At 63.4% G+C, this 17,371-nt stretch carries 16 protein-coding genes; 7 read left to right on the plus strand and 9 right to left on the minus strand.

The features are described from left to right. The first annotated feature begins 51 nt into the window (after positions 1 to 51). Positions 52 to 1,587: a histidine ammonia-lyase gene (gene hutH / locus ACJRW5_RS14975; protein ID WP_484571297.1), complete on the plus strand. Its 1,536-nt coding sequence runs from the start codon at positions 52 to 54 to the stop codon at positions 1,585 to 1,587. 148 nt (positions 1,588 to 1,735) lie between these two features. Further along, positions 1,736 to 2,485, plus strand: a complete 750-nt coding sequence (gene hutC, locus ACJRW5_RS14980; protein WP_484571298.1) for a histidine utilization repressor — start codon at positions 1,736 to 1,738, stop codon at positions 2,483 to 2,485. Positions 2,486 to 2,597: 112 nt separating this feature from the next. Here hutC and ACJRW5_RS14985 read toward each other — a convergent pair whose 3' ends face one another. The 3 genes from ACJRW5_RS14985 to ACJRW5_RS14995 all read right to left on the minus strand — a co-directional run bounded on the left by ACJRW5_RS14985 (position 2,598) and on the right by ACJRW5_RS14995 (position 5,260). Next, a complete protein-coding gene (locus ACJRW5_RS14985; RefSeq protein WP_484571299.1) occupies positions 2,598 to 3,257 on the minus strand; it encodes an endonuclease in 660 nt (219 codons plus the stop codon). Positions 3,258 to 3,562: 305 nt separating this feature from the next. Then, positions 3,563 to 4,798, minus strand: a complete 1,236-nt coding sequence (locus ACJRW5_RS14990) for a cytochrome c biogenesis protein DipZ (RefSeq protein WP_484571300.1) — start codon at positions 4,796 to 4,798, stop codon at positions 3,563 to 3,565. Positions 4,799 to 4,996: 198 nt separating this feature from the next. Then, positions 4,997 to 5,260: a DUF2790 domain-containing protein gene (locus tag ACJRW5_RS14995; RefSeq protein ID WP_484571301.1), complete on the minus strand. Its 264-nt coding sequence runs from the start codon at positions 5,258 to 5,260 to the stop codon at positions 4,997 to 4,999. Between the two features lie 285 nt (positions 5,261 to 5,545). On the opposite strand from ACJRW5_RS14995, the gene ACJRW5_RS15000 reads away from it, so the two are divergent. Together ACJRW5_RS15000 and ACJRW5_RS15005 are read left to right on the plus strand one after the other, a co-directional pair. Then, positions 5,546 to 6,286 (plus strand): response regulator, encoded by a 741-nt coding sequence (locus ACJRW5_RS15000; RefSeq protein ID WP_484571302.1) that lies wholly within the window; start codon positions 5,546 to 5,548, stop codon positions 6,284 to 6,286. Then, a complete protein-coding gene (locus ACJRW5_RS15005; protein WP_484571303.1) occupies positions 6,283 to 7,602 on the plus strand; it encodes a HAMP domain-containing sensor histidine kinase in 1,320 nt (439 codons plus the stop codon). The genes ACJRW5_RS15000 and ACJRW5_RS15005 overlap by 4 nt, the downstream gene beginning before the upstream one ends. A 149-nt stretch (positions 7,603 to 7,751) precedes the next feature. On the opposite strand, the gene ACJRW5_RS15010 is transcribed toward ACJRW5_RS15005, so the two are convergent. From ACJRW5_RS15010 to ACJRW5_RS15020, 3 genes are all read right to left on the minus strand, one after another. Further along, positions 7,752 to 8,630: an alpha/beta hydrolase family protein gene (locus ACJRW5_RS15010; protein WP_484571304.1), complete on the minus strand. Its 879-nt coding sequence runs from the start codon at positions 8,628 to 8,630 to the stop codon at positions 7,752 to 7,754. Next, positions 8,608 to 9,207, minus strand: coding sequence for a TetR/AcrR family transcriptional regulator (locus ACJRW5_RS15015; RefSeq protein ID WP_484571305.1), 600 nt, complete (start codon positions 9,205 to 9,207; stop codon positions 8,608 to 8,610). Before ACJRW5_RS15015 ends, ACJRW5_RS15010 begins: the two co-directional genes overlap by 23 nt. A gap of 87 nt (positions 9,208 to 9,294) precedes the next feature. Further along, positions 9,295 to 10,182 (minus strand): LysR family transcriptional regulator, encoded by an 888-nt coding sequence (locus ACJRW5_RS15020; RefSeq protein ID WP_484571306.1) that lies wholly within the window; start codon positions 10,180 to 10,182, stop codon positions 9,295 to 9,297. 102 nt (positions 10,183 to 10,284) lie between these two features. Here ACJRW5_RS15020 and ACJRW5_RS15025 point away from each other — a divergent pair, with 102 nt between their 5' ends. Genes ACJRW5_RS15025 through ACJRW5_RS15035 form a run of 3 tightly spaced genes read left to right on the plus strand, consistent with a single transcriptional unit; the run spans position 10,285 to position 12,846 of the window. Beyond that, positions 10,285 to 11,004 carry an MOSC domain-containing protein gene (locus ACJRW5_RS15025; RefSeq protein ID WP_484571307.1) on the plus strand — a complete coding sequence of 240 codons (720 nt, stop codon included), beginning with the start codon at positions 10,285 to 10,287 and terminating at the stop codon, positions 11,002 to 11,004. Continuing rightward, positions 10,997 to 12,145: an aspartate aminotransferase family protein gene (locus ACJRW5_RS15030; protein WP_484571308.1), complete on the plus strand. Its 1,149-nt coding sequence runs from the start codon at positions 10,997 to 10,999 to the stop codon at positions 12,143 to 12,145. Before ACJRW5_RS15025 ends, ACJRW5_RS15030 begins: the two co-directional genes overlap by 8 nt. Then, positions 12,145 to 12,846 carry a type 1 glutamine amidotransferase family protein gene (locus tag ACJRW5_RS15035; protein ID WP_484571309.1) on the plus strand — a complete coding sequence of 234 codons (702 nt, stop codon included), beginning with the start codon at positions 12,145 to 12,147 and terminating at the stop codon, positions 12,844 to 12,846. Before ACJRW5_RS15030 ends, ACJRW5_RS15035 begins: the two co-directional genes overlap by 1 nt. Positions 12,847 to 12,908: 62 nt before the next feature. On the opposite strand, the gene ACJRW5_RS15040 is transcribed toward ACJRW5_RS15035, so the two are convergent. The 3 genes from ACJRW5_RS15040 to ACJRW5_RS15050 all read right to left on the minus strand — a co-directional run bounded on the left by ACJRW5_RS15040 (position 12,909) and on the right by ACJRW5_RS15050 (position 17,307). Then, entirely contained in the window at positions 12,909 to 13,466 is a 558-nt protein-coding gene (locus tag ACJRW5_RS15040; RefSeq protein ID WP_484571310.1) for an NADPH-dependent FMN reductase, read from the minus strand. A gap of 158 nt (positions 13,467 to 13,624) precedes the next feature. Then, a complete protein-coding gene (locus tag ACJRW5_RS15045; protein ID WP_484571311.1) occupies positions 13,625 to 15,928 on the minus strand; it encodes an FdhF/YdeP family oxidoreductase in 2,304 nt (767 codons plus the stop codon). A 104-nt stretch (positions 15,929 to 16,032) separates the two neighbouring features. Then, positions 16,033 to 17,307, minus strand: a complete 1,275-nt coding sequence (locus ACJRW5_RS15050; protein ID WP_484571312.1) for a hypothetical protein — start codon at positions 17,305 to 17,307, stop codon at positions 16,033 to 16,035. Positions 17,308 to 17,371: the final 64 nt, after the last annotated feature.

A 17,371-nucleotide genomic window follows, 5' to 3' on the forward strand; every position in this document is an offset into this window, starting at 1 on the left:
TATTCGGCTCTGCTTCGCCAGGCGCGAACTCACTCTGTGGAAGAACAGAACATGAACACCCTGAACCTGAAACCCGGCCAACTGACCCTGGCCGACTTGCGCGCCGCCTACCAGGCGCCCGTGCACCTGACCCTGGACGTCAGCGCTCATGAAGCGATCGACGCCAGCGTCGCCTGCGTCGAAAGCATCATTGCCGAAGGGCGCACTGCCTACGGCATCAACACCGGTTTCGGCCTGCTGGCTTCGACCCGCATTGCCAATGACGACCTGGAAAAGCTGCAGCGCTCGCTGGTGCTGTCGCACGCCGCCGGTATCGGCGAGCCGCTGGACGACGCCATGGTGCGGCTGATCATGCTGCTGAAGATCAACAGCCTGGCACGCGGCTTCTCCGGCATTCGCCGCAAGGTGATCGAGGCGCTTATCGCCCTGGTCAACGCCGAGGTCTACCCGCACATTCCGCTGAAAGGCTCGGTCGGTGCTTCCGGTGACCTGGCGCCGCTGGCGCATATGTCGCTGGTGCTGCTCGGTGAAAGTCAGGCGCGTTACAAAGGTGAATGGCTGCCGGCCAGCGAGGCCCTGGCCATCGCCGGTCTGCAGCCCATGACCCTGGCGGCCAAGGAGGGCCTGGCCCTGCTCAACGGCACTCAGGTGTCCACCGCCTATGCCTTACGTGGCTTGTTCGAAGGTGAGGACCTCTACGCCGCCGCCAGCGTCTGCGGCGCGCTCAGCGTCGAGGCGCTGCTCGGCTCGCGTTCGCCATTCGATGCGCGCATCCACAACGCCCGTGGTCAGCGCGGGCAGATCGACGCGGCAGCAGCCTTCCGCCACCTGCTCGGCGACAGCAGCGAGATCGGCCGTTCCCATGCCGCCTGCGACAAGGTGCAGGACCCGTACTCGCTGCGCTGCCAGCCGCAGGTCATGGGCGCCTGCCTGACCCAACTGCGCCAGGCCGCCGAAGTGCTCGGCATCGAGGCCAACGCCGTGTCGGACAACCCGCTGGTATTCGCCGCCGAGGGCGAGGTGATTTCCGGTGGCAACTTCCACGCAGAACCCGTGGCCATGGCCGCCGACAATATCGCCCTGGCGATTGCCGAAATCGGCTCGCTGTCCGAGCGCCGTATTTCGCTGATGATGGACAAGCACATGTCACAGCTGCCGCCGTTCCTGGTGGCCAATGGTGGGGTCAACTCCGGCTTCATGATCGCCCAGGTCACCGCCGCAGCGCTGGCCAGCGACAACAAGGCCCTGGCTCACCCGCACAGCGTCGACAGCCTGCCCACTTCAGCCAACCAGGAAGACCATGTGTCGATGGCGCCCAACGCCGGCAAGCGTCTGTGGGACATGGCTGAGAACACCCGTGGCGTTCTGGCCGTGGAATGGCTGGGCGCGTGTCAGGGCCTGGACTTCCGCGAGGGGCTGAAGAGCACGCCGGCGCTGGAGCAGGCCCGCGAAGTGCTGCGTGGCAAGGTGCCGTACTACGTCGAAGACCGCTTCTTCGCCCCGGACATCGCCGCCGCCGATGCGCTGCTGGCCGAGCGTGTGCTGACACCGTTGTTGCCGGCCGGCATGTTGCCCTCGGTAGGGTGAGTCGCGTCGCCCGGATGTCATCCGGGCGACGGTCTTTGTGTAGGCGCCGCGCCCCGCGGCGAATGGTGGTTACGCCGCGAATGTTGCTGAGTGGCCGCGAGCGCTTTCGCCCCGGGGCGGGGCTCCTACAAGATCACGCGTATGGCTGATGTATCATCCGCGCAGCCGGCATTCCCAAGGAGTTTTTGTGAGCACCACCCCGCGCTACAAGGCCATCGAAGATTTTCTGCTCGAGCGCATTCATGGTGGCGACTATCCGGTCAATCACCAGATTCCGCCGGAAGAGCAACTGGCGCGTGATTTCGCCGTCAGCCGCATGACCGCCAACAAGGCGATCCAGAATCTGGTGCAAAAGGGTTATCTGGTACGTCAGGCCGGGCTGGGTACCTTCGTCACCGACCGCAAGGCCGAGTCGCCACTGCATGAGGTGATGAACATCGCCAGTGAAGTGCGCGGGCGGGGGCATGCCTATTCCAACCGCGTGTTGCGCAGCGAAGCCGTGGCGGCGGACGACGAGGTTGCCTTGCGGCTTGGGGTGCGTCTGGGCTCCGAGGTGTTCCACAGCGTGCTGGTTCACCTGCAGGACGACCTGCCGATCCAGCTCGAGGATCGCTTCGTCAACCCGCGCTGGGTGCCGGACTATCTGCAGACCGATTTCAGCCAGCGCACGCCCAACGAGGTGCTGGTGGCCAGCTGCCCGATGTCGGATGTCGAGCATGTGGTCGAGGCGGTGCTGGTGGATGGCCGTACCGCCGAGCAGTTGCAGATCGACCCGGCCATGCCCTGCCTGAGCGTGATCCGTCGTACCTGGTCGGGCGATCACCTGATCAGTTATGCGCGGCTGATCCACCCCGGCGAGCGTTACAAGCTGCGTTCGCTGCATAAACGGCGGGGGTAGGGCGCCAGACCGTCACCGGTCGTCTCGTGATGGTGTTTTGCGAAAGCTTCGGTGCGCACGGCGCACCCTACAGGCCAAGCGTCGTGCTGAAGCCCTTCCCTGCAAAGCGCTTTCAGTCGGCGATCAGCTGATCCACCAGTGACGGATCGTCGATAAAGCGATTGCGTGTGCCCTGCAGCACTTCGATTCTGTCGTTACGCGCCCGCTCTTCGGCGTCGGGAGGGTCGAGGCGATGCCAGGCCTTGAACATCGGTACCAGGCCGACGATGGGCAGGTCGTACTCCACGTGCATGTAGAAGATCGCCCGGGCGATATTACCCTTGGCGGCGTCGCGTGGCTCGACCAGTTGGAAGCTGTTCTTCATGTCGCAGCCGATATCGGCGAATTTGCTCGAGACATCCTCGCCCAGTTCGCCGAACTGCGCATTGCGCCTGGTCAGCTCCACCCGGGTCAGGGCCGGATAATAGTTGTGCAGGTCGGCGGCTATGAAGGGGTAGCGAGGGTTCATGATCGTGCATTGACGATCGGTGACGCAGCGCATCGCGCTCTTGAGCTGCTTGCTGCTGTACACCGGGCTGGCGGTGAGTGATCCGCTCGGGTTTGCGAACGCCTTGTTGCAGTAGAGCGTATTGCCGCCGTCACCATAGAGTTCCTGCCAGAACGCCTGATCGATGGCTTGCTTGACGTTACCCAACTGGCTCTGGCCGCCGGCGAGCGCGGAAGCGCTCAAGCAGGTTGCCAGGCAAGCAAAAGGCAGGAGGACTGTGCGCATGCTCTGGCCCCAGTGAGCATCGTGGTAGGAGATGTTTTGTAGGACAAACCGGAGTCTAGCAAGACGCCTGTCACAAAAAAATGGGCTAGCGACCTCGTGTAAGCCATGGCTTACACGAGGTCGCGGTTATCGCCACTGTCGGTGCTGTGGGCCTGCGCGTACTCTGCAGTCCATGGATTCGGTGCAGGAAGCACTCAAACGAACAAGGACACACTGGACAGCCACCCGGATGGTGAGCAGATCAAGGATGTCAGGACAACAGTCTGCAAAGCCCCGCAATCGCGGGGTTTTCTTTTTTGGCGCTATCAATTCGCAGTCTCCAGGCTGCTCTTCTGAGCCGTTTCGCGCTCTTTCAGCAATTGCTGAATCACCCTTTCCTGATACTCGTATTTACCTTCGCCGAAGTGGCTGTAACGGATTTGTCCGTTGCCGTCGACGAAGTAGTGCGCCGGCCAGTATCGATTGTCGAAAGCGCGCCAGATGGCATAGCGATTGTCGACTGCGACCGGATAGGTGATACCGAGCCTGCCTACTTGTGCCCGCACATTACCGATGACCTTTTCGAAGGCATATTCCGGTGTATGCACGCCGATCACTACCAGGCCGTCCTTGCCATACTTGCGCGCCCATTCCTTCACGTACGGCAGCGTGTGCTGGCAGTTGATGCAGTCGTAGGTCCAGAAATCCACCAGCACGACCTTGCCGCGCAGGGATTCGCGCGTCAGCGGCCCGGAGTTCAACCACTCGACGGCCCCATCGAGCGCAGGCATGGGTGCCAGGACTGGCAGATCCAGTGAGGAGTCCGCTGGTTTAGCGCCGGGTATCTGTTCGAGTACTTTCGGCAGCTCGTCCAGCAGCACCTGCTCGGTCGCATTGATGCCTTGCGATGAGGTGATGGCCAGCAGCTTCGAGTCCGCTCCGGTGGCAATGAGGCTCACCGCCAGCAAGCCACATACACCTGCTGCGCGCCTGAGCCAGGTTGTTCTTGCTGGTGACAGCCTGAGCCGAGCGATCAAGCTTCGTCCGCCGAGTATCAGCGTGCCAAGCGCCAGGGCGCTACCCGTGGCGTAGGCCAGCAGTAGCAGGCTGGTTTCGACGCTGGCGCCCCGTAGCATCGCCGAGGTGAGAATCAGGCCGAGGATGGGGCCTGCGCAGGGTGCCCACAGCAGTCCGGTTGCCACCCCGAATGACAGCGCGGCCAGCGGAGCGGGCAAGGTGCCTTGCGCCGGGGCGAGTCGGTTGCCGATCAGCGTGAAGGGGTGTGACAAGCACGTGGCCAATCGGCTGGAGATCAGTGACAGGGCGAACAGCGCCATCCCCAGCAAGGCGACCCGCTGTCCTGCCTCACTGGCTCGTATCAGCCAGTCACTGGTCGCCACTGCGAGGCTGGAGACCAGGGTGAATGTCAGCGCCATGCCGGCGAGGGTCCAGGCAATGGATGAACGTGAGTGATAAGTCCGGGCGAACAGAAAGGGGACGACAGGCAGGATGCACGGGCTGACTACCGTGAGCATTCCGGCCAGAAAAGCGATGAGTAGCATGGTGTGACCTTCTTCAGTTTCTCGGCGCTCTTGCTCGCAGCTTCAGCTGCAAGCAGACGCTACTTGTGGGCCGCGCTTTGCAGCGAGGCCCACGGCGTATGGCGACGAAGGTGAATGCGATGGTCGTCTGGCTGGCCTTCAGCGCGTTCGTGGCACGTCCGCTGGCTTACGAGACAGATCAGTTGGGAGCGCAGGCGCTCAGCCGCCGTTACTGCAGGCACTGGAGAGCTTGAGGTAATCGAGTGCGTGTTCACGGCCCTGAGAGTCGAGATAGGTCATGCGCGAGTTCACCACCGCGCAGAGCTGTGTGGCTTCTTCGCTGATCGAGAGCACCTTGGCGATGTCCAGCTGGGTATCGTAGGTGTATGTCACGGGGGTGACCGACGATTGTGCGTTGGCGGTTAGCGCCCCCAGACTCAGGAGTACGCTTAGGCCGATGCTGGAGAGAGTTTTACCGTTCATGTTGAGCCTCTGTTCAATGTTGGGTTCGTTCGAGTCGGGGCGTGTACGTCGCCTCGATGGGGCCCATTGAACGAGGGCGGGGTATCGCCAATGTGTCGGGGGAAGGGGGCTGTCGACTCGTAAAGTGTCTGGAGCAGGGCTGGATACATTGCGATACGTAAGGGCACGTTTTGCATGCGTCTGTATCTGCGAGGGGCCAGATACAGTGCAATACAAAGGGCAGCGGTCGATCGGCAGGAGGCTCGCTACACTGTGCGTCTACCGAGCACAGCTGGAGTCGCGCCAATGGAGCACGTCGATCACATCCTGATAGTTGATGACGATCGAGAAATCAGGGAGTTACTGAGTAACTACCTGAAGAAGAATGGCCTGCGAACCACGCTGGTTGCGGATGGCCGGCAGATGCGGGCGTTTCTCGAAACCTCCACCGTCGACCTCATCGTGTTGGACATCATGTTGCCGGGCGACGATGGCCTGCTGCTTTGCCGCGAGCTGCGTGCGGGAAAGCACAAAGCCACGCCGGTGCTCATGCTCACCGCCCGAACCGACGAAACGGATCGCATCATCGGGCTGGAGATGGGCGCAGATGACTATCTGATCAAGCCGTTCGCTGCCCGTGAATTACTCGCACGAATCAATGCCGTTCTGCGCCGCACACGCATGCTGCCGCCCAATCTCCTGGTCAGCGAGAGCGGAAGGTTGCTCGCTTTCGGGCGCTGGCGGCTGGATACCAGCGCCCGCCATCTGCTGGACCAGGACGGCACCTTGGTCGCTTTGAGTGGCGCCGAGTATCGTCTCCTGCGGGTCTTGCTCGATCATCCGCAACGCGTTCTCAGCCGTGACCAGTTGCTCAACCTGACCCAGGGCCGTGAGGCCGACCTGTTCGATCGCTCCATCGATTTGCTGGTGAGTCGCTTGCGTCAGCGTTTGCAGGACGATGCCCGAGAGCCGGCCTACATCAAGACCGTACGCAGTGAAGGGTATGTTTTTTCCTTGCCGGTGCAGGTGCTCGGAGTGCAGGAATGACGGGGCTGCTGCACTGGCCGCGAAAGCTGGCGTCGCGGCTTTTTCTGATCTTTCTGATCGGGCTCGTGCTGGCGCAGGGGTTGTCGTTCTGCGTGCAGTTCTACGAACGCTACCAGAGCGCCAGAACCACGATGCTGGGCAATCTGGAAACCGACGTATCGACCGCCGTCGCCATTCTCGACCGGTTGCCCGCTGCCGAGCGTGCTGACTGGGTGCCGCGCCTCGAGCGTGGCAACTACACCTACCTGCTTGCTGAGGATGACTCGGGCAGCGCGTTGCGCGCGAGTGAGATTCCCATGGCGTTGAGGTCGATCCGCGATGCCATCGGTCACGAATACGCCCTGACGTTCTGGCAGTTGCCCGAGCGGCAGGATCACTTTCAGGTGCGCTTGCAACTGGCCGATGGCAGCCCGCTGGCCATAGACATCCGCCCTTCGTTCAAACCTCTGGTGACCTGGTTGCCTTTGGTGCTGCTCGGGCAACTGTTGCTGTTGATCGGCTGTGCCTGGTGGGCGGTGAGAACAGCCGTTGCCCCGCTGACACGTCTGGCTAAGGCCGTGGAGACCCTGGATCCCAATCAACACGGCGTGCGCCTCGACGAGAAGGGCCCTAGCGAGGTGGTGCACGCCGCTAGCGCGTTCAACACCATGCAGGATCGAATTGCTGCTTATCTGCGTGAGCGCATGCAACTGCTGGCAGCCATATCCCACGATCTGCAGACGCCCATCACGCGCATGAAATTGCGTGCCGAGTTGATGGATGACTCGGTCGAGAAGGACAGGCTGAACCTCGATCTCGACGAGATAGAACATCTGGTTCGTGAGGGCGTCGCCTACGCGCGCAGCGTGCATGGTGCCGCCGAGGCCAACTGTCGTATCGATCTGGACGCCTTCCTCGACAGCCTGGCTCTCGACTATCAGGACACCGGGCAGTCGGTTCAGCTGCTGGGGCGCACGGATGCCCGGCTCGATACCCGGCCGCATGCGCTGCGCCGCGTGTTGGTCAATCTATTGGATAACGCCGTCAAGTTCTCCGGGGCAGCGCAGATCGAAAGCCTTGTTTGCGCCGATGGCGCGCTATCGATTCGAGTGCTGGACAGGGGACCGGGCATTCCAGAGGAGCGACTGGTCGACGTGTTTCAGCCGTTCTATCGCCTGGAAGCGTCTCGTAATCGCAGCACGGGTGGCACGGGGTTGGGCCTGGCGATCGCCCTGCAATTGGCCCAGGCGCTTGGCGGCTCGCTGAGGCTGAGTAACCGCGACGGTGGCGGGCTGTGTGCAGAGCTGTGCCTGCCGCAGGCTGCAGTCAGGAGCTAGCCGCCGCGGCCTGCGGAAAACTTCGGCCTTTGTAAGCCTCTGTATCGCGAGGGCGGCGGCATACATCAAGTTGCAGTGGGCCGCAGCTACGGATACAGACTGAATACATGCACTTGCAAGACTTTCCTGGTCGGCTGGTCTAGCGGGCATCACGCGGCCTGTTGAGCGGCTCGCAATTGCTCGAACCAGTCCAGCGTCTCGTCCCACAAGCGCTGGGCTGCTGGGCGGAAGTAGCCCATGTGACCGATATTGCCGAGGCCCTCGGCCTGGGAGTCGAGCGTGCGTGCCTGGTACGGCGCGTTGACGTAGGCGGCCATGAAGGCATCGCGCGAGGCTGGTGGTGCCCACAGATCATCCAGGGTATTGAGCGCCGTCACGGGGGTGACGACCTGGGCGAAACGTTCGGCCAGGCCCGGCATCTGCGGGTCGTCGAAGAAGTAACGTGGGTAGCGGCACCAGCGTTTCCACTGCCGGTAGACGCCCAGCGGCAGGTCTTCGCCCATGCCCAGCATGCTCCAGGCCAGATAGCCCTTGTAACGCGTCATCAGCGGGCCAATCACCCGCCACATGGCCAGTACGCGCAACTGCTCGGTCTTGGGCATCCAGCCGTGCCAGCCGGCGCCTGTGCCGAAGGTGTAGAAGCCGGCGACCTGATCATGGTTGGGCAGCAGGCCAAAGGCATGGCCGCCGAACGAATGGCCGATCATGTACAGCGGGCGTTCGGCGTGTCGGTGCTGATCGACGGCTGCCGCCAGGTCGAGGTGCGCCCAGTCCAGAAAGTCCATCTCGAAGCCGCGCAGGCTGGCCGGTTTGGACTGACCGACGCCGCGATAGTCGAAGGTCAGGGTGTTGAAGCCGCGGCTGGCGGCATATTCGGCGAAGCGTCGGTAGAAACCCTGCGGCACACCGGTGGCGCCGGCGATCAGCAACTGCGCGTGCGGCTGCTCGGCGTGGTAGCGGGTCGCGGTCAACGGATAGTCGTCGAGGGCGAGCAGGGACAAGGTTTCACTGCGAATGGGAGCGGTCATGCCGGCTGGCCTCCGTGTGCTGCTGGCGGGTCAGATGGAGCAGGGTGGTGGCGGCCTGTTTCAGCGGCTCGCTGCTGTCGGCGGCGCGCGCCTGCAGCAGGCCGCCTTCGTAGAGCGCGACGAACAGGGCGGCGAGCCCTTCCGGCTGCGGGTAGCCATGACGCTGCAACTGGCGCTGCAAGGCCTGGCGAATGGCACTGAAGGCGTTGGCCAGGGCGGCCCGTATTGCGCTGTCGGCCGGGCCGCTTTCCAGCGCCACAGCAGCCAGCGGGCAACCGCGTTCGAAGGCGCTGCCCTGGAGCTGATCGAGGGCGCTGTGCAGCCAGGTGGCCAGGGCCTCGAGTGGATCGGGTTGGCGCTCGAACAGCGTGGCGAAGGCCTTCTCGGCGCGCTGGCCAACGCGTTCGATAGCGGCTACCGCCAGTTCGGTCTTGCCGCCTGGGAAATGGTGATAGAGGCTGCCTTTGGGCGCCCCGGCGCCGGCCAGCAGTTCGTTCAGGCCGACACCGTGCAGGCCCTTGCGTTGCAGGGCGTCGATCATGGCGTCGATCAGCTTGTCGCGTGTGGTCTTGGTCATGGTGCGGATTATGTAGACCGGTCGGTCTAGTTGGCGAGTGGCATTCAGGCCGTGGATGAAGGCATATCGGCAATCATCCGGCGGCTGTCAGGGGCTCTCCCAGGCGCCGTCCAGTGCTGTGCGCAGTAGGTCGATCATGGCTTGCTGCCGTTGTGCGTCGCGGTACACCAGGCCGACCTGCAGCGGAATGCGCGGTTCGCTCAATGGCTTCCACAGCAGTCCACGATGGGCGTGCATCTGTCGGGCACGACCCGGTAGCACGCTGGACAGCGTGGTGTGCGGCAGGCTGTCGAGGATGCCGTTCATATGGTTCAGCTCGGCCTGCACCTGAGGGCGACGGCCAAGCAGGGCGAGCTGCTCCTGCCAGATCTGGCGTACGCGAAACTCCTCGCCGAGCAGCAGCATCGGCAGCTCCGCCGCCTGGCTCAGCGATACCTTGCGAAAGTCACGCAGCGGATGATCCTCCTGCACCACCAGCTGCAGTTCGTCCTCGTACAGCGCCAGGCTGTGCAAGCCGGGCTGGCGCGGTGGCAGGAAACCGATGCCGATATCCAGGCCGCCGCTGAGCAGGCGCCGCTCGATATCCACGCCGGACAGTTCGAAGAGCTTCACCACCAGTTGTGGCTGCGCCTGTTGCAGACGTTCCAGCAACAGTGGCACCAGGCTCGCGTTGACGGTCTGCAGCACGCCGATGGACAGGCTGCGAGGTCCGGGCCCGCGAAAGCTGCGCAGCGCTTCGCGGGCGCGCTCCATGCCGTCGAGCAGGGGCACGGCGTGGCCGTATAGCGTATGGGCGGCGAGCGTCGGTAGCAGGCGCCGACCACTGCGCTGGAACAGGCCGACATCCAGGTCACCTTCCAACTGGCGGATCTGCTGCGACAGCGCTGGCTGGGAGATGCTCAGGCGCTCGGCAGCCCGGCCGACATGGCCTTCTTCATAGAGCGCGACAAAATAACGGAGTTGACGAAAATCCATAAGATTTGATTATGAATCAAGCAGGGAAATCGAAATGTCAAAATAGCCCGATGCCTCCTAGTCTAGCGCCATGATCAACAGCCGATAAGGCCGGAGTGCTCGGTGAAGCAGGTCGAGATCCTGGGTGTATTCATAGGTAAAGCCGAAGATATTGGTGGCGGCCTCAGTGTTGCCCGTTGCAAGCAGCGGGCTGAGCACCGCTTGTGGTTATGGCCGCAGGGCCTGGGCCAGGATGAGCAGGGCGATGCACGTTTTCATGGCGGCCCCGAGCGAGCCTTGCATCACTACCCGAGCGAGCACTACGCCTACTGGCGCTCGCACTACCCCGAGTTGCAGTGGCCAGTGCCGGGCTTCGGGGAGAATATTTCCAGCCAGGGGCTGACCGAAGAACAGGTCTGCATCGGCGATATCTTTCGCTGGGGCGATGTGTTGTTGCAGGTGAGTCAGCCGCGCTCGCCCTGCTATCGCCTCAATCGCCTGGGTCGTGCAGACGAACTGGCGCGACTGGCACAGGACAGTGGCCGCTGCGGCTGGTTCTACCGGGTGCTCAGGCCGGGTTTCGTCAGCGCCGATATGCCCTTCGAGCTGGTTCAGCGTAGTTATCCGAGCCTCAGCGTGGCGCAGGCGCTGCAGCACTTCTATCACTACCCCATGGAGCGCGCGGGCCTGCAGCAGTTGCAGCTGTGCCCGGCATTGTCCGCCCGCTGGCGTGAGATCGCCGCGCAACGGCTGCGTAGTGGCCGCCTGGAAGACTGGTCGGCGCGTCTGCTTGGTGTGCCGCTGGAGGGCGTGGTGGCCGAAGGTGGGCGACGTTATGCGTGACAGCATGGCGCGCCTGCAATTGATGGGCGAACGCGCCGCACCGGTATTCGTGCGCGGCCAGGGTTCCTGGCTGTGGGATGCCGAGGGCCGGGCGTATCTGGATTTCGAGCAAGGCATGGGCGGCAACAGTTTCGGCCACAGCCCGACGCTGTTGCTCGATGCACTGCGTCGTCAGGCCGAGCTGCTGATCAGCCCCGGCCGGCAGCAATGCAGCCGTGGTCAGCTGAAGCTGGCGGCGCGCCTGTGTGAAGCGACCGGCAGTGAGCGGGTGGCTTTCTGCAGTGGCGCAGATCAGGCCAATGGCGTAGCGGTGCGTCTGGCACTGCAGTGGGCCGCCGAGCAGAACCCAGCGGCCGATACGCTGGTGCTGATCGATGACAGTCATGCGGATCTGCCGCTGCAGCTCGGTGTTACCCGCGTGTTGCGAGTGCCATTCAACGATCTCGAAGCGTTGGCGGCGGTGGTCGATCTGCGTTGCGCCGCCGTGCTGATCGAGCCGGTTCAGCTCACCAGAGGCGTGGTGCCGGCGACACTGGAATACCTGCAAGGTGCGCAGCGGCTGTGCCGCGAGCAGGGCGCCGTATTGATCCTCGATGAAACCAGCAGTGGTATGGGACGTTGTGGCGCACTGCTGGCCGAGGAGCTGTACGGCGTGCGCGCCGACTTATTCACATTGGGCAGCGCCCTGGGGGGCGGCTTGCCGCTGGCGGCCGTGCTGGCGCGCGGTCGTATCGGTCATGCCGCTGACACCGCGTTGCCGCAGGCCAGCCCTGGCGAAGCGCTGCTGACGGTGGCCGCGGTGTCGGTGCTGAAGGCCGTGCTCGACGGCAGCTTTTTCGCCCAGGCTCGCGAAGTGGCTGAGCACCTGCGCGAAGGCCTGGCCCAGTTATCCCGGCGTCACGCTCATGGCCCGCTGCGCGGCCACGGCCTGATGCTCGGCCTGCCCCTGATCGGCCAATCGGCCAGCGCCGTGCAGCAAGCAGCCCGAAACCATGGGGTGTTGTTCGGCATCGCCGGTGAAGACTGCCTGCGCCTGTCGCCTGCCCTGACGGTCAGCCACGGAAATATCGAAGAGATGCTCAGGCGTCTGGGGCGAGCGCTGCAGGACGTCGAGCAGTGCTGTGCAGAGGAGGTTGCCTGATGCGTATCGCGCTACTTCAGCACACGGTCAGCGTAGGCCCGGCCGCTCTGGAGCAATGGCTGGTCGAGCATGAGGTGAGCCGCCATCGGCTGTATGCCGGAGAGCCTTTGCCTGATCTGGACGGGTTCGATCTGCTGATGCTGCTCGACGGTTCGCTGAGCGTGCACGATGAGCGCCAGCATATTTGGATGGCCGAGGAAAAACGCCTGATTCACCGCGCCTTGCTGGCCCGCAAACGGGTCTTTGGCAGCGGTCTGGGTGGCTTGCTGCTGGCCGAGGCGCTGGGCGCGCGTGTCAGTCACGCTGACGCGAGCATTCAGGTCGGTTGGTGGCAGCTGGAGAAGTGCGCGTCGTCACGCCAGTCACCACTCGGGCGCATGTTGCCGCAACGTCTGTTGGCCCTGCACTGGCAGCGCGAAACCTGCAGCCTGCCGCACGGCGCCATCGCTTTGTATGGCTCACCGGTTGCCGAATTGCAGGGCTTCGTCTGGCAGGAGCGGGCCATCGCCCTGTTGTGTCAGCTGGAGTGCGATGGCGCCAGTCTGGATGAGCGTCTGCAGCATGGGGCGAGCGAACTGTCGCGCCCTGCTCGGCAGGACATTGCCGGTATTCGTGACGGTGCACCGCATGCGGCCTCGGCCAACGCCACGCTGTTTCGCATGCTCGATTACCTCTCGGGTGCTCACGCCCACATGACCTGAACACCCTTTCGCGAGTCTGTCGCGACGCCCCGTCCTACCGTCGGGGCGTTTTTTATTTCAACTCAGCCGGCGTGTTTGGCCACCCAGGCTGCGTAGGTGTCGATGAACTTCTGCAGGAATGGCTTGATGCTGTCGCTGAGCACGCCGTTCTCGTCGAAGAAGTTGCCGGCACCGCCCAGATAGGCCTCTGGCTGCTGCAGTACATAGACGTCGAGGAAGACCAGGCACTGGCGCAGGTGATGGTTGGCACCGAAGCCGCCGATTGCGCCCGGCGAAGCGCTGAGCACGGCACCCGGCTTGCCGCTGAAACCGCTCTGGCCGTAGGGGCGCGAGCCGACGTCGATGGCGTTCTTCATGGCGCCGGGGATCGAGCGGTTGTACTCGGGGGTGACGAACAGCACGGCGTCGGCGGCCTTGACCTTGCTGCGGAACGGCGCGTAGCTGGCTGGTGCGCTGTCGCCGTCGGCGTCTTCGTTGTACAGCGGCAGGTCGCCGATCTCGATGATTTCCAGTTTCAGCGAAGCAGGTGCCAGGTCGGCCAGCGCCAGGGCCAGCTTGCGGTTGATGGAGGCCTTGCGCAGGCTGCCGACCAATACGGCGACGTTGTAGGTCTTGCTCATGTGTACTCCAACAGAGGTGGTGAGGAAGGAATCACCACTATAGACCCCGAATGCTTCAGAAGTGCTCTGCCGCGGTATCTTCCGTTTGCCGACGGCGGCATATGGTCGGCAGGAGGCGCGCGAGGGCTCGGCTCGCTGCTGCCCATCAAGCCCGGGCTTCAGGTCGTCGCGATCATGCGCCGGATCGTCACCGGAATCGACTTAGAGGCTGGCACCTTGGCCTTCTCCTCATGGTGCCAGAGCGGCACCAACACGTTGCATTCGGGGTAGTAACCGGCACAGCAGCCTTCCGGGATATCGTGCGGCGTGACGCGCAGCGGCCCCAGTGCACGGGATACGCCGTCGTCGACAGCGGTACTCAGTTGCACCATGTCGCCTTCGTCGAGGGCCATGCGCGCCATGTCGTTGCGATGCATGAGCACGACCGAGCGAGTGCCATGGACGCCGCGAAAGCGATCGTCGTAGCCATACACCGTGGTATTGAATTGATCGTTGCTGCGCACCGTCATCAGATTCAGCACGTCGCGGCGCTCCGGGGAAGGCTCGACGTCGTCGTCTACCGCCAGGGTTGCGGGCGTGACGAAGTTGGCTTTGCCGCTGTCGGTGCTCCATTGCCGCTGGCTGGCCGGCAGCGGTCGGCGAAAGCCGCCCGGTTCCAGCATGCGGGTATTGAAGTCGTGAAAGATGTCCGGATAGGTGCCGGCGATGGCCTCGCGGATAAGGCCGTAGTCACCGATCCAGGCATCCCAGTCCAGTCGTGGATTCGCCGCCAGCGTTGCCTTGGCCAGACCGGCGACGATCGCCGGTTCCGAGCGCAGCAACTCGCCTGCCGGTTTGACCACACCCTGCCAGGCGCGAATACAGGAGGTGCTGTCCTCGGTGGTGTGGTGTTGCGGGCCGCTGGCCTGCATGTCCTGCTCGGTGCGGCCGAGGCAGGGCAGGATATAGGCCTGTTTGCCATGCACCAGAGCGCTGCGGTTGAGCTTGGTGGCGATCTGCACGGTCAGCTGCAGTTCGCTCCATGCGGCCTCCATACGACCGGTGTCCGGCGTGGCGCGGGCAAAGTTGCCACCCAGGGCTAGGAAGGCCTTGATGCGTCCCTCGATGATGCCCTCGCAGGCATCCACCGTGCTGGTGCCGTCCCGCTCCGGTGTGGTGATGCCGAACTGGGCCTGCAGGCGTTCGGCCGGTGCCTTGGCGGCTTTTTCGGTGATACCCACGGTGCGTTGGCCCTGAACGTTGGAATGTCCACGCACCGGGCAGATGCCTGCGCCTTCCTTGCCCAGATTGCCGCGCATCAGCAGCAGGTTGACCAGCATCTGCACGTTGAGGACTCCATGGCGATGCTGGGTTAGCCCCATACCGTAGACAGCGATGACCCGCTCGCAGCGGGCATAGATGCGCGCTGCGCCCTCCATGGCGCCGCGTGTCAGGCCGCTGCGGCGTTCCAGCATCTCCCAGGAATAAGCCCGGATGGCCTTTTCGAAGTCGGCGAAGCCCAGGGTGTGCTGCTCGATGAAGGCGATGTCGAGCACGCGGTTCTGGCCGCTCGCCATTGCCGCGTCGTCCATCGCCAGCAATGCCTTGCACATCCCGGCGATAGCCGCTGCGTCACCGCCGATCAGGACCTGGTGGTAGTGAGTGCTGATCACCTGCGAGCTGCCGGTAAGCATACGGGTGGGAGACTGCGGATTGCTGAAGCGCTCGAGACCGCGCTCGCGCAGCGGGTTGAAGGTGATAATCGGGGCGCCGCGTTCGCGCGCTTCGTCCAGGTCATGCAGCATGCGCGGGCTGTTGCTGCTGGTGTTCTGGCCGAAGATGAGCAGGCCATCGGTCTTGCCGAAGTCATCCAGGGTCACGGTGCCGACCGGTACGCCGATGCTTTCTGGTAGTGCCACCGATGTGCTCTCGTGGCACATGTTCGAGCTGTCCGGCAGGTTGTTGGTGCCGTAGGCGCGGGCGAACAGCTGCCACAGGTAGGAGGCTTCGAGCGACGCACGGCCGGAGGTATAGAACACCGCCTGGTCGGGCTCATCGAGCGCCTTGAGGGCGCTGGCGATCTCGCTGATGGCCTCGTCCCAGCTAACCGGCAAGTAACGGTCGCTGTCGGCGTCCCAGCGCAGTGGATGGGTCAGCCGGCCCTGTTGTTCCAGCTGGAAATCGCTCCAGTTGCGCAGTTCGCTGAGGCTGTGGCGGGCAAAGAATTCGGGCGTGCAGCGCAGGCTGGTGCTCTCCCAGGCAGTGGCCTTGGCGCCGTTTTCGCAGAAGGCCAGCGGCCGCGAAGGATGCGGCTTGGCCCAGGCGCAACTGACGCAGGCGAAGCCATCGATCGGGCGATTCTGCTTGAGCAACGCCACGGCGCCGGTCAACGGGGCGCGCTCGCGCATCAGGATATTGCCGACCGCGCGGGCCGAACCCCAGCCGCCGGAAGGGCCGCGATAGGGTTTGAATCGAGGTTTCATGGGCACCTCCCAGGCTCGTCTTGTTAGTTACGACGAAGGCCTTCGGAAGATGGTTCAGGTTGTTTGTGTGGGCGCGGGTTTGTACTCGCCCCCATTTGCCGTCTTCAGGCTTTGAGCAGTATTGCGATCATCAGCGCCAGGCACACGCCAGCCAGCAGCACGGGGCCATAACGCCCCGGCCTCTTTTCGGCTTCCGAATGGTCACTCGGGCTTGTGGCGTCATCCGTCGGCGAGGCGTTGGCGACCTGTTCTGCCTTTTCCTGGCCGGTTTGCGCGATGAATTCAGCGTCGCGGTAGCTTTCCAGCACGTGCAAAGGTTGGTCGATTGCGCTGGCGAGCACCTCGAGCGTGCAACCCACTTCGAGGTTGATCATCAGCGAACGATCGGTGCTGTCCTTGCTCCTCTGAACTCTCTGCCACTCGGCGAGCATCTCCTTAGGTGCCAGTGTCTCCCATATCTGCTCCAAAGCAGGCAGATCGAGATGCTCCGGCAGCAGAACGCTCTGTGTGCCTGCCAGCTTCAAACCGCGGACCGCTTTACCGAAGGCAGGCTGATAGGTTTGCGGGTCGAGCATGAATTGCGCCTCGTAACGCCGCTCGCTGCCGATCCGCAGACGTATCCGCTGCCATTCCTCCTGGCGGCTGGCCAGATCGGCTTGCCGGTTTTCGAGCGAGCGCTGGCGCAGCAGACGCAGCATGACCGACAGCACGCTGTAGGCGACGGGGTAGGCTGGCTGGGTTTCGTCCAGTTTCTGATCGCCGAGAAAGATCTCACAGCGTTCCTGCGCCAGTCCCGCCAGTTCGTTCTGCTTGAGCTCTTGCTGGTAGGTCTCCAGACGGCTGGGATATTCAAGGGTGTAACTGTCGGCGAAGGACGGCGTCAGGGTGATGCTCATCGCAGGCAGCAAGGCGCAGATCAGATGAGTAGGCTCCATGTCCGTTTGCTGCAGCTTGATCAGTGCGTTGGCCAGTGCGTTCTCAGGTTTCAGTCTTTCATGCAGCAGCTCGATTCCCTCGCAGCCATGCTCGTCGGCGAGCAACAGCAGATTGCCGATAGCCATGCCTGGCGTGGCCTCATGCGCTTGTAGCTCGATGCTCGTATGTTCGTCGGCGAAGTCGAAGCAGCCACCCGAGTGCAGCTGCACATGCGCTTTGAGGCCATAGAGCAAGGCTTCGACATCACGCGCATGCTCGATGCGCTGCGGATGCTGATCGACCAGGGCCTGGCGCACCAGGAAGCCTGCCAGGTTCAGAAGCTTCTCGTCATGTTCGGGCTGACCGTCGATTTCCAGCGACAGGTCGGTCCAGGCTTTGAAGGGCAGGTCGCCTTCTATGGGGTTGGAGCAGAAAACGAGCGGAGAGGGGGCGGGCAGACTCATTGGCAACGTTCCTTGTTCATGAGAGTCGCGCACCATGCCAGCAGCTCGCTTACAGGGCAACCGT

It is taken from the genome of Pseudomonas pichavaramensis (assembly GCF_050473265.1).
Taxonomy (GTDB): Bacteria; Pseudomonadota; Gammaproteobacteria; order Pseudomonadales; family Pseudomonadaceae; genus Aquipseudomonas.

What these genes read in the sequence shown, in the direction of transcription:
- ACJRW5_RS15020 (WP_484571306.1), bottom strand. Translation starts at nt 10,182, where the DNA reads ATGGATTTTCGTCAACTCCGTTATTTTGTCGCGCTCTATGAAGAAGGC.
- ACJRW5_RS15010 (WP_484571304.1), bottom strand. Translation starts at nt 8,630, where the DNA reads ATGACCGCTCCCATTCGCAGTGAAACCTTGTCCCTGCTCGCCCTCGAC.
- ACJRW5_RS15050 (WP_484571312.1), bottom strand. Translation starts at nt 17,307, where the DNA reads ATGAGTCTGCCCGCCCCCTCTCCGCTCGTTTTCTGCTCCAACCCCATA.
- ACJRW5_RS15035 (WP_484571309.1), top strand. Translation starts at nt 12,145, where the DNA reads ATGCGTATCGCGCTACTTCAGCACACGGTCAGCGTAGGCCCGGCCGCT.
- hutC (WP_484571298.1), top strand. Translation starts at nt 1,736, where the DNA reads ATGTATCATCCGCGCAGCCGGCATTCCCAAGGAGTTTTTGTGAGCACC.
- ACJRW5_RS15045 (WP_484571311.1), bottom strand. Translation starts at nt 15,928, where the DNA reads ATGAAACCTCGATTCAAACCCTATCGCGGCCCTTCCGGCGGCTGGGGT.
- ACJRW5_RS15040 (WP_484571310.1), bottom strand. Translation starts at nt 13,466, where the DNA reads ATGAGCAAGACCTACAACGTCGCCGTATTGGTCGGCAGCCTGCGCAAG.
- hutH (WP_484571297.1), top strand. Translation starts at nt 52, where the DNA reads ATGAACACCCTGAACCTGAAACCCGGCCAACTGACCCTGGCCGACTTG.
- ACJRW5_RS15030 (WP_484571308.1), top strand. Translation starts at nt 10,997, where the DNA reads ATGCGTGACAGCATGGCGCGCCTGCAATTGATGGGCGAACGCGCCGCA.
- ACJRW5_RS14985 (WP_484571299.1), bottom strand. Translation starts at nt 3,257, where the DNA reads ATGCGCACAGTCCTCCTGCCTTTTGCTTGCCTGGCAACCTGCTTGAGC.
- ACJRW5_RS14995 (WP_484571301.1), bottom strand. Translation starts at nt 5,260, where the DNA reads ATGAACGGTAAAACTCTCTCCAGCATCGGCCTAAGCGTACTCCTGAGT.
- ACJRW5_RS15000 (WP_484571302.1), top strand. Translation starts at nt 5,546, where the DNA reads ATGGAGCACGTCGATCACATCCTGATAGTTGATGACGATCGAGAAATC.
- ACJRW5_RS15015 (WP_484571305.1), bottom strand. Translation starts at nt 9,207, where the DNA reads ATGACCAAGACCACACGCGACAAGCTGATCGACGCCATGATCGACGCC.
- ACJRW5_RS15005 (WP_484571303.1), top strand. Translation starts at nt 6,283, where the DNA reads ATGACGGGGCTGCTGCACTGGCCGCGAAAGCTGGCGTCGCGGCTTTTT.
- ACJRW5_RS14990 (WP_484571300.1), bottom strand. Translation starts at nt 4,798, where the DNA reads ATGCTACTCATCGCTTTTCTGGCCGGAATGCTCACGGTAGTCAGCCCG.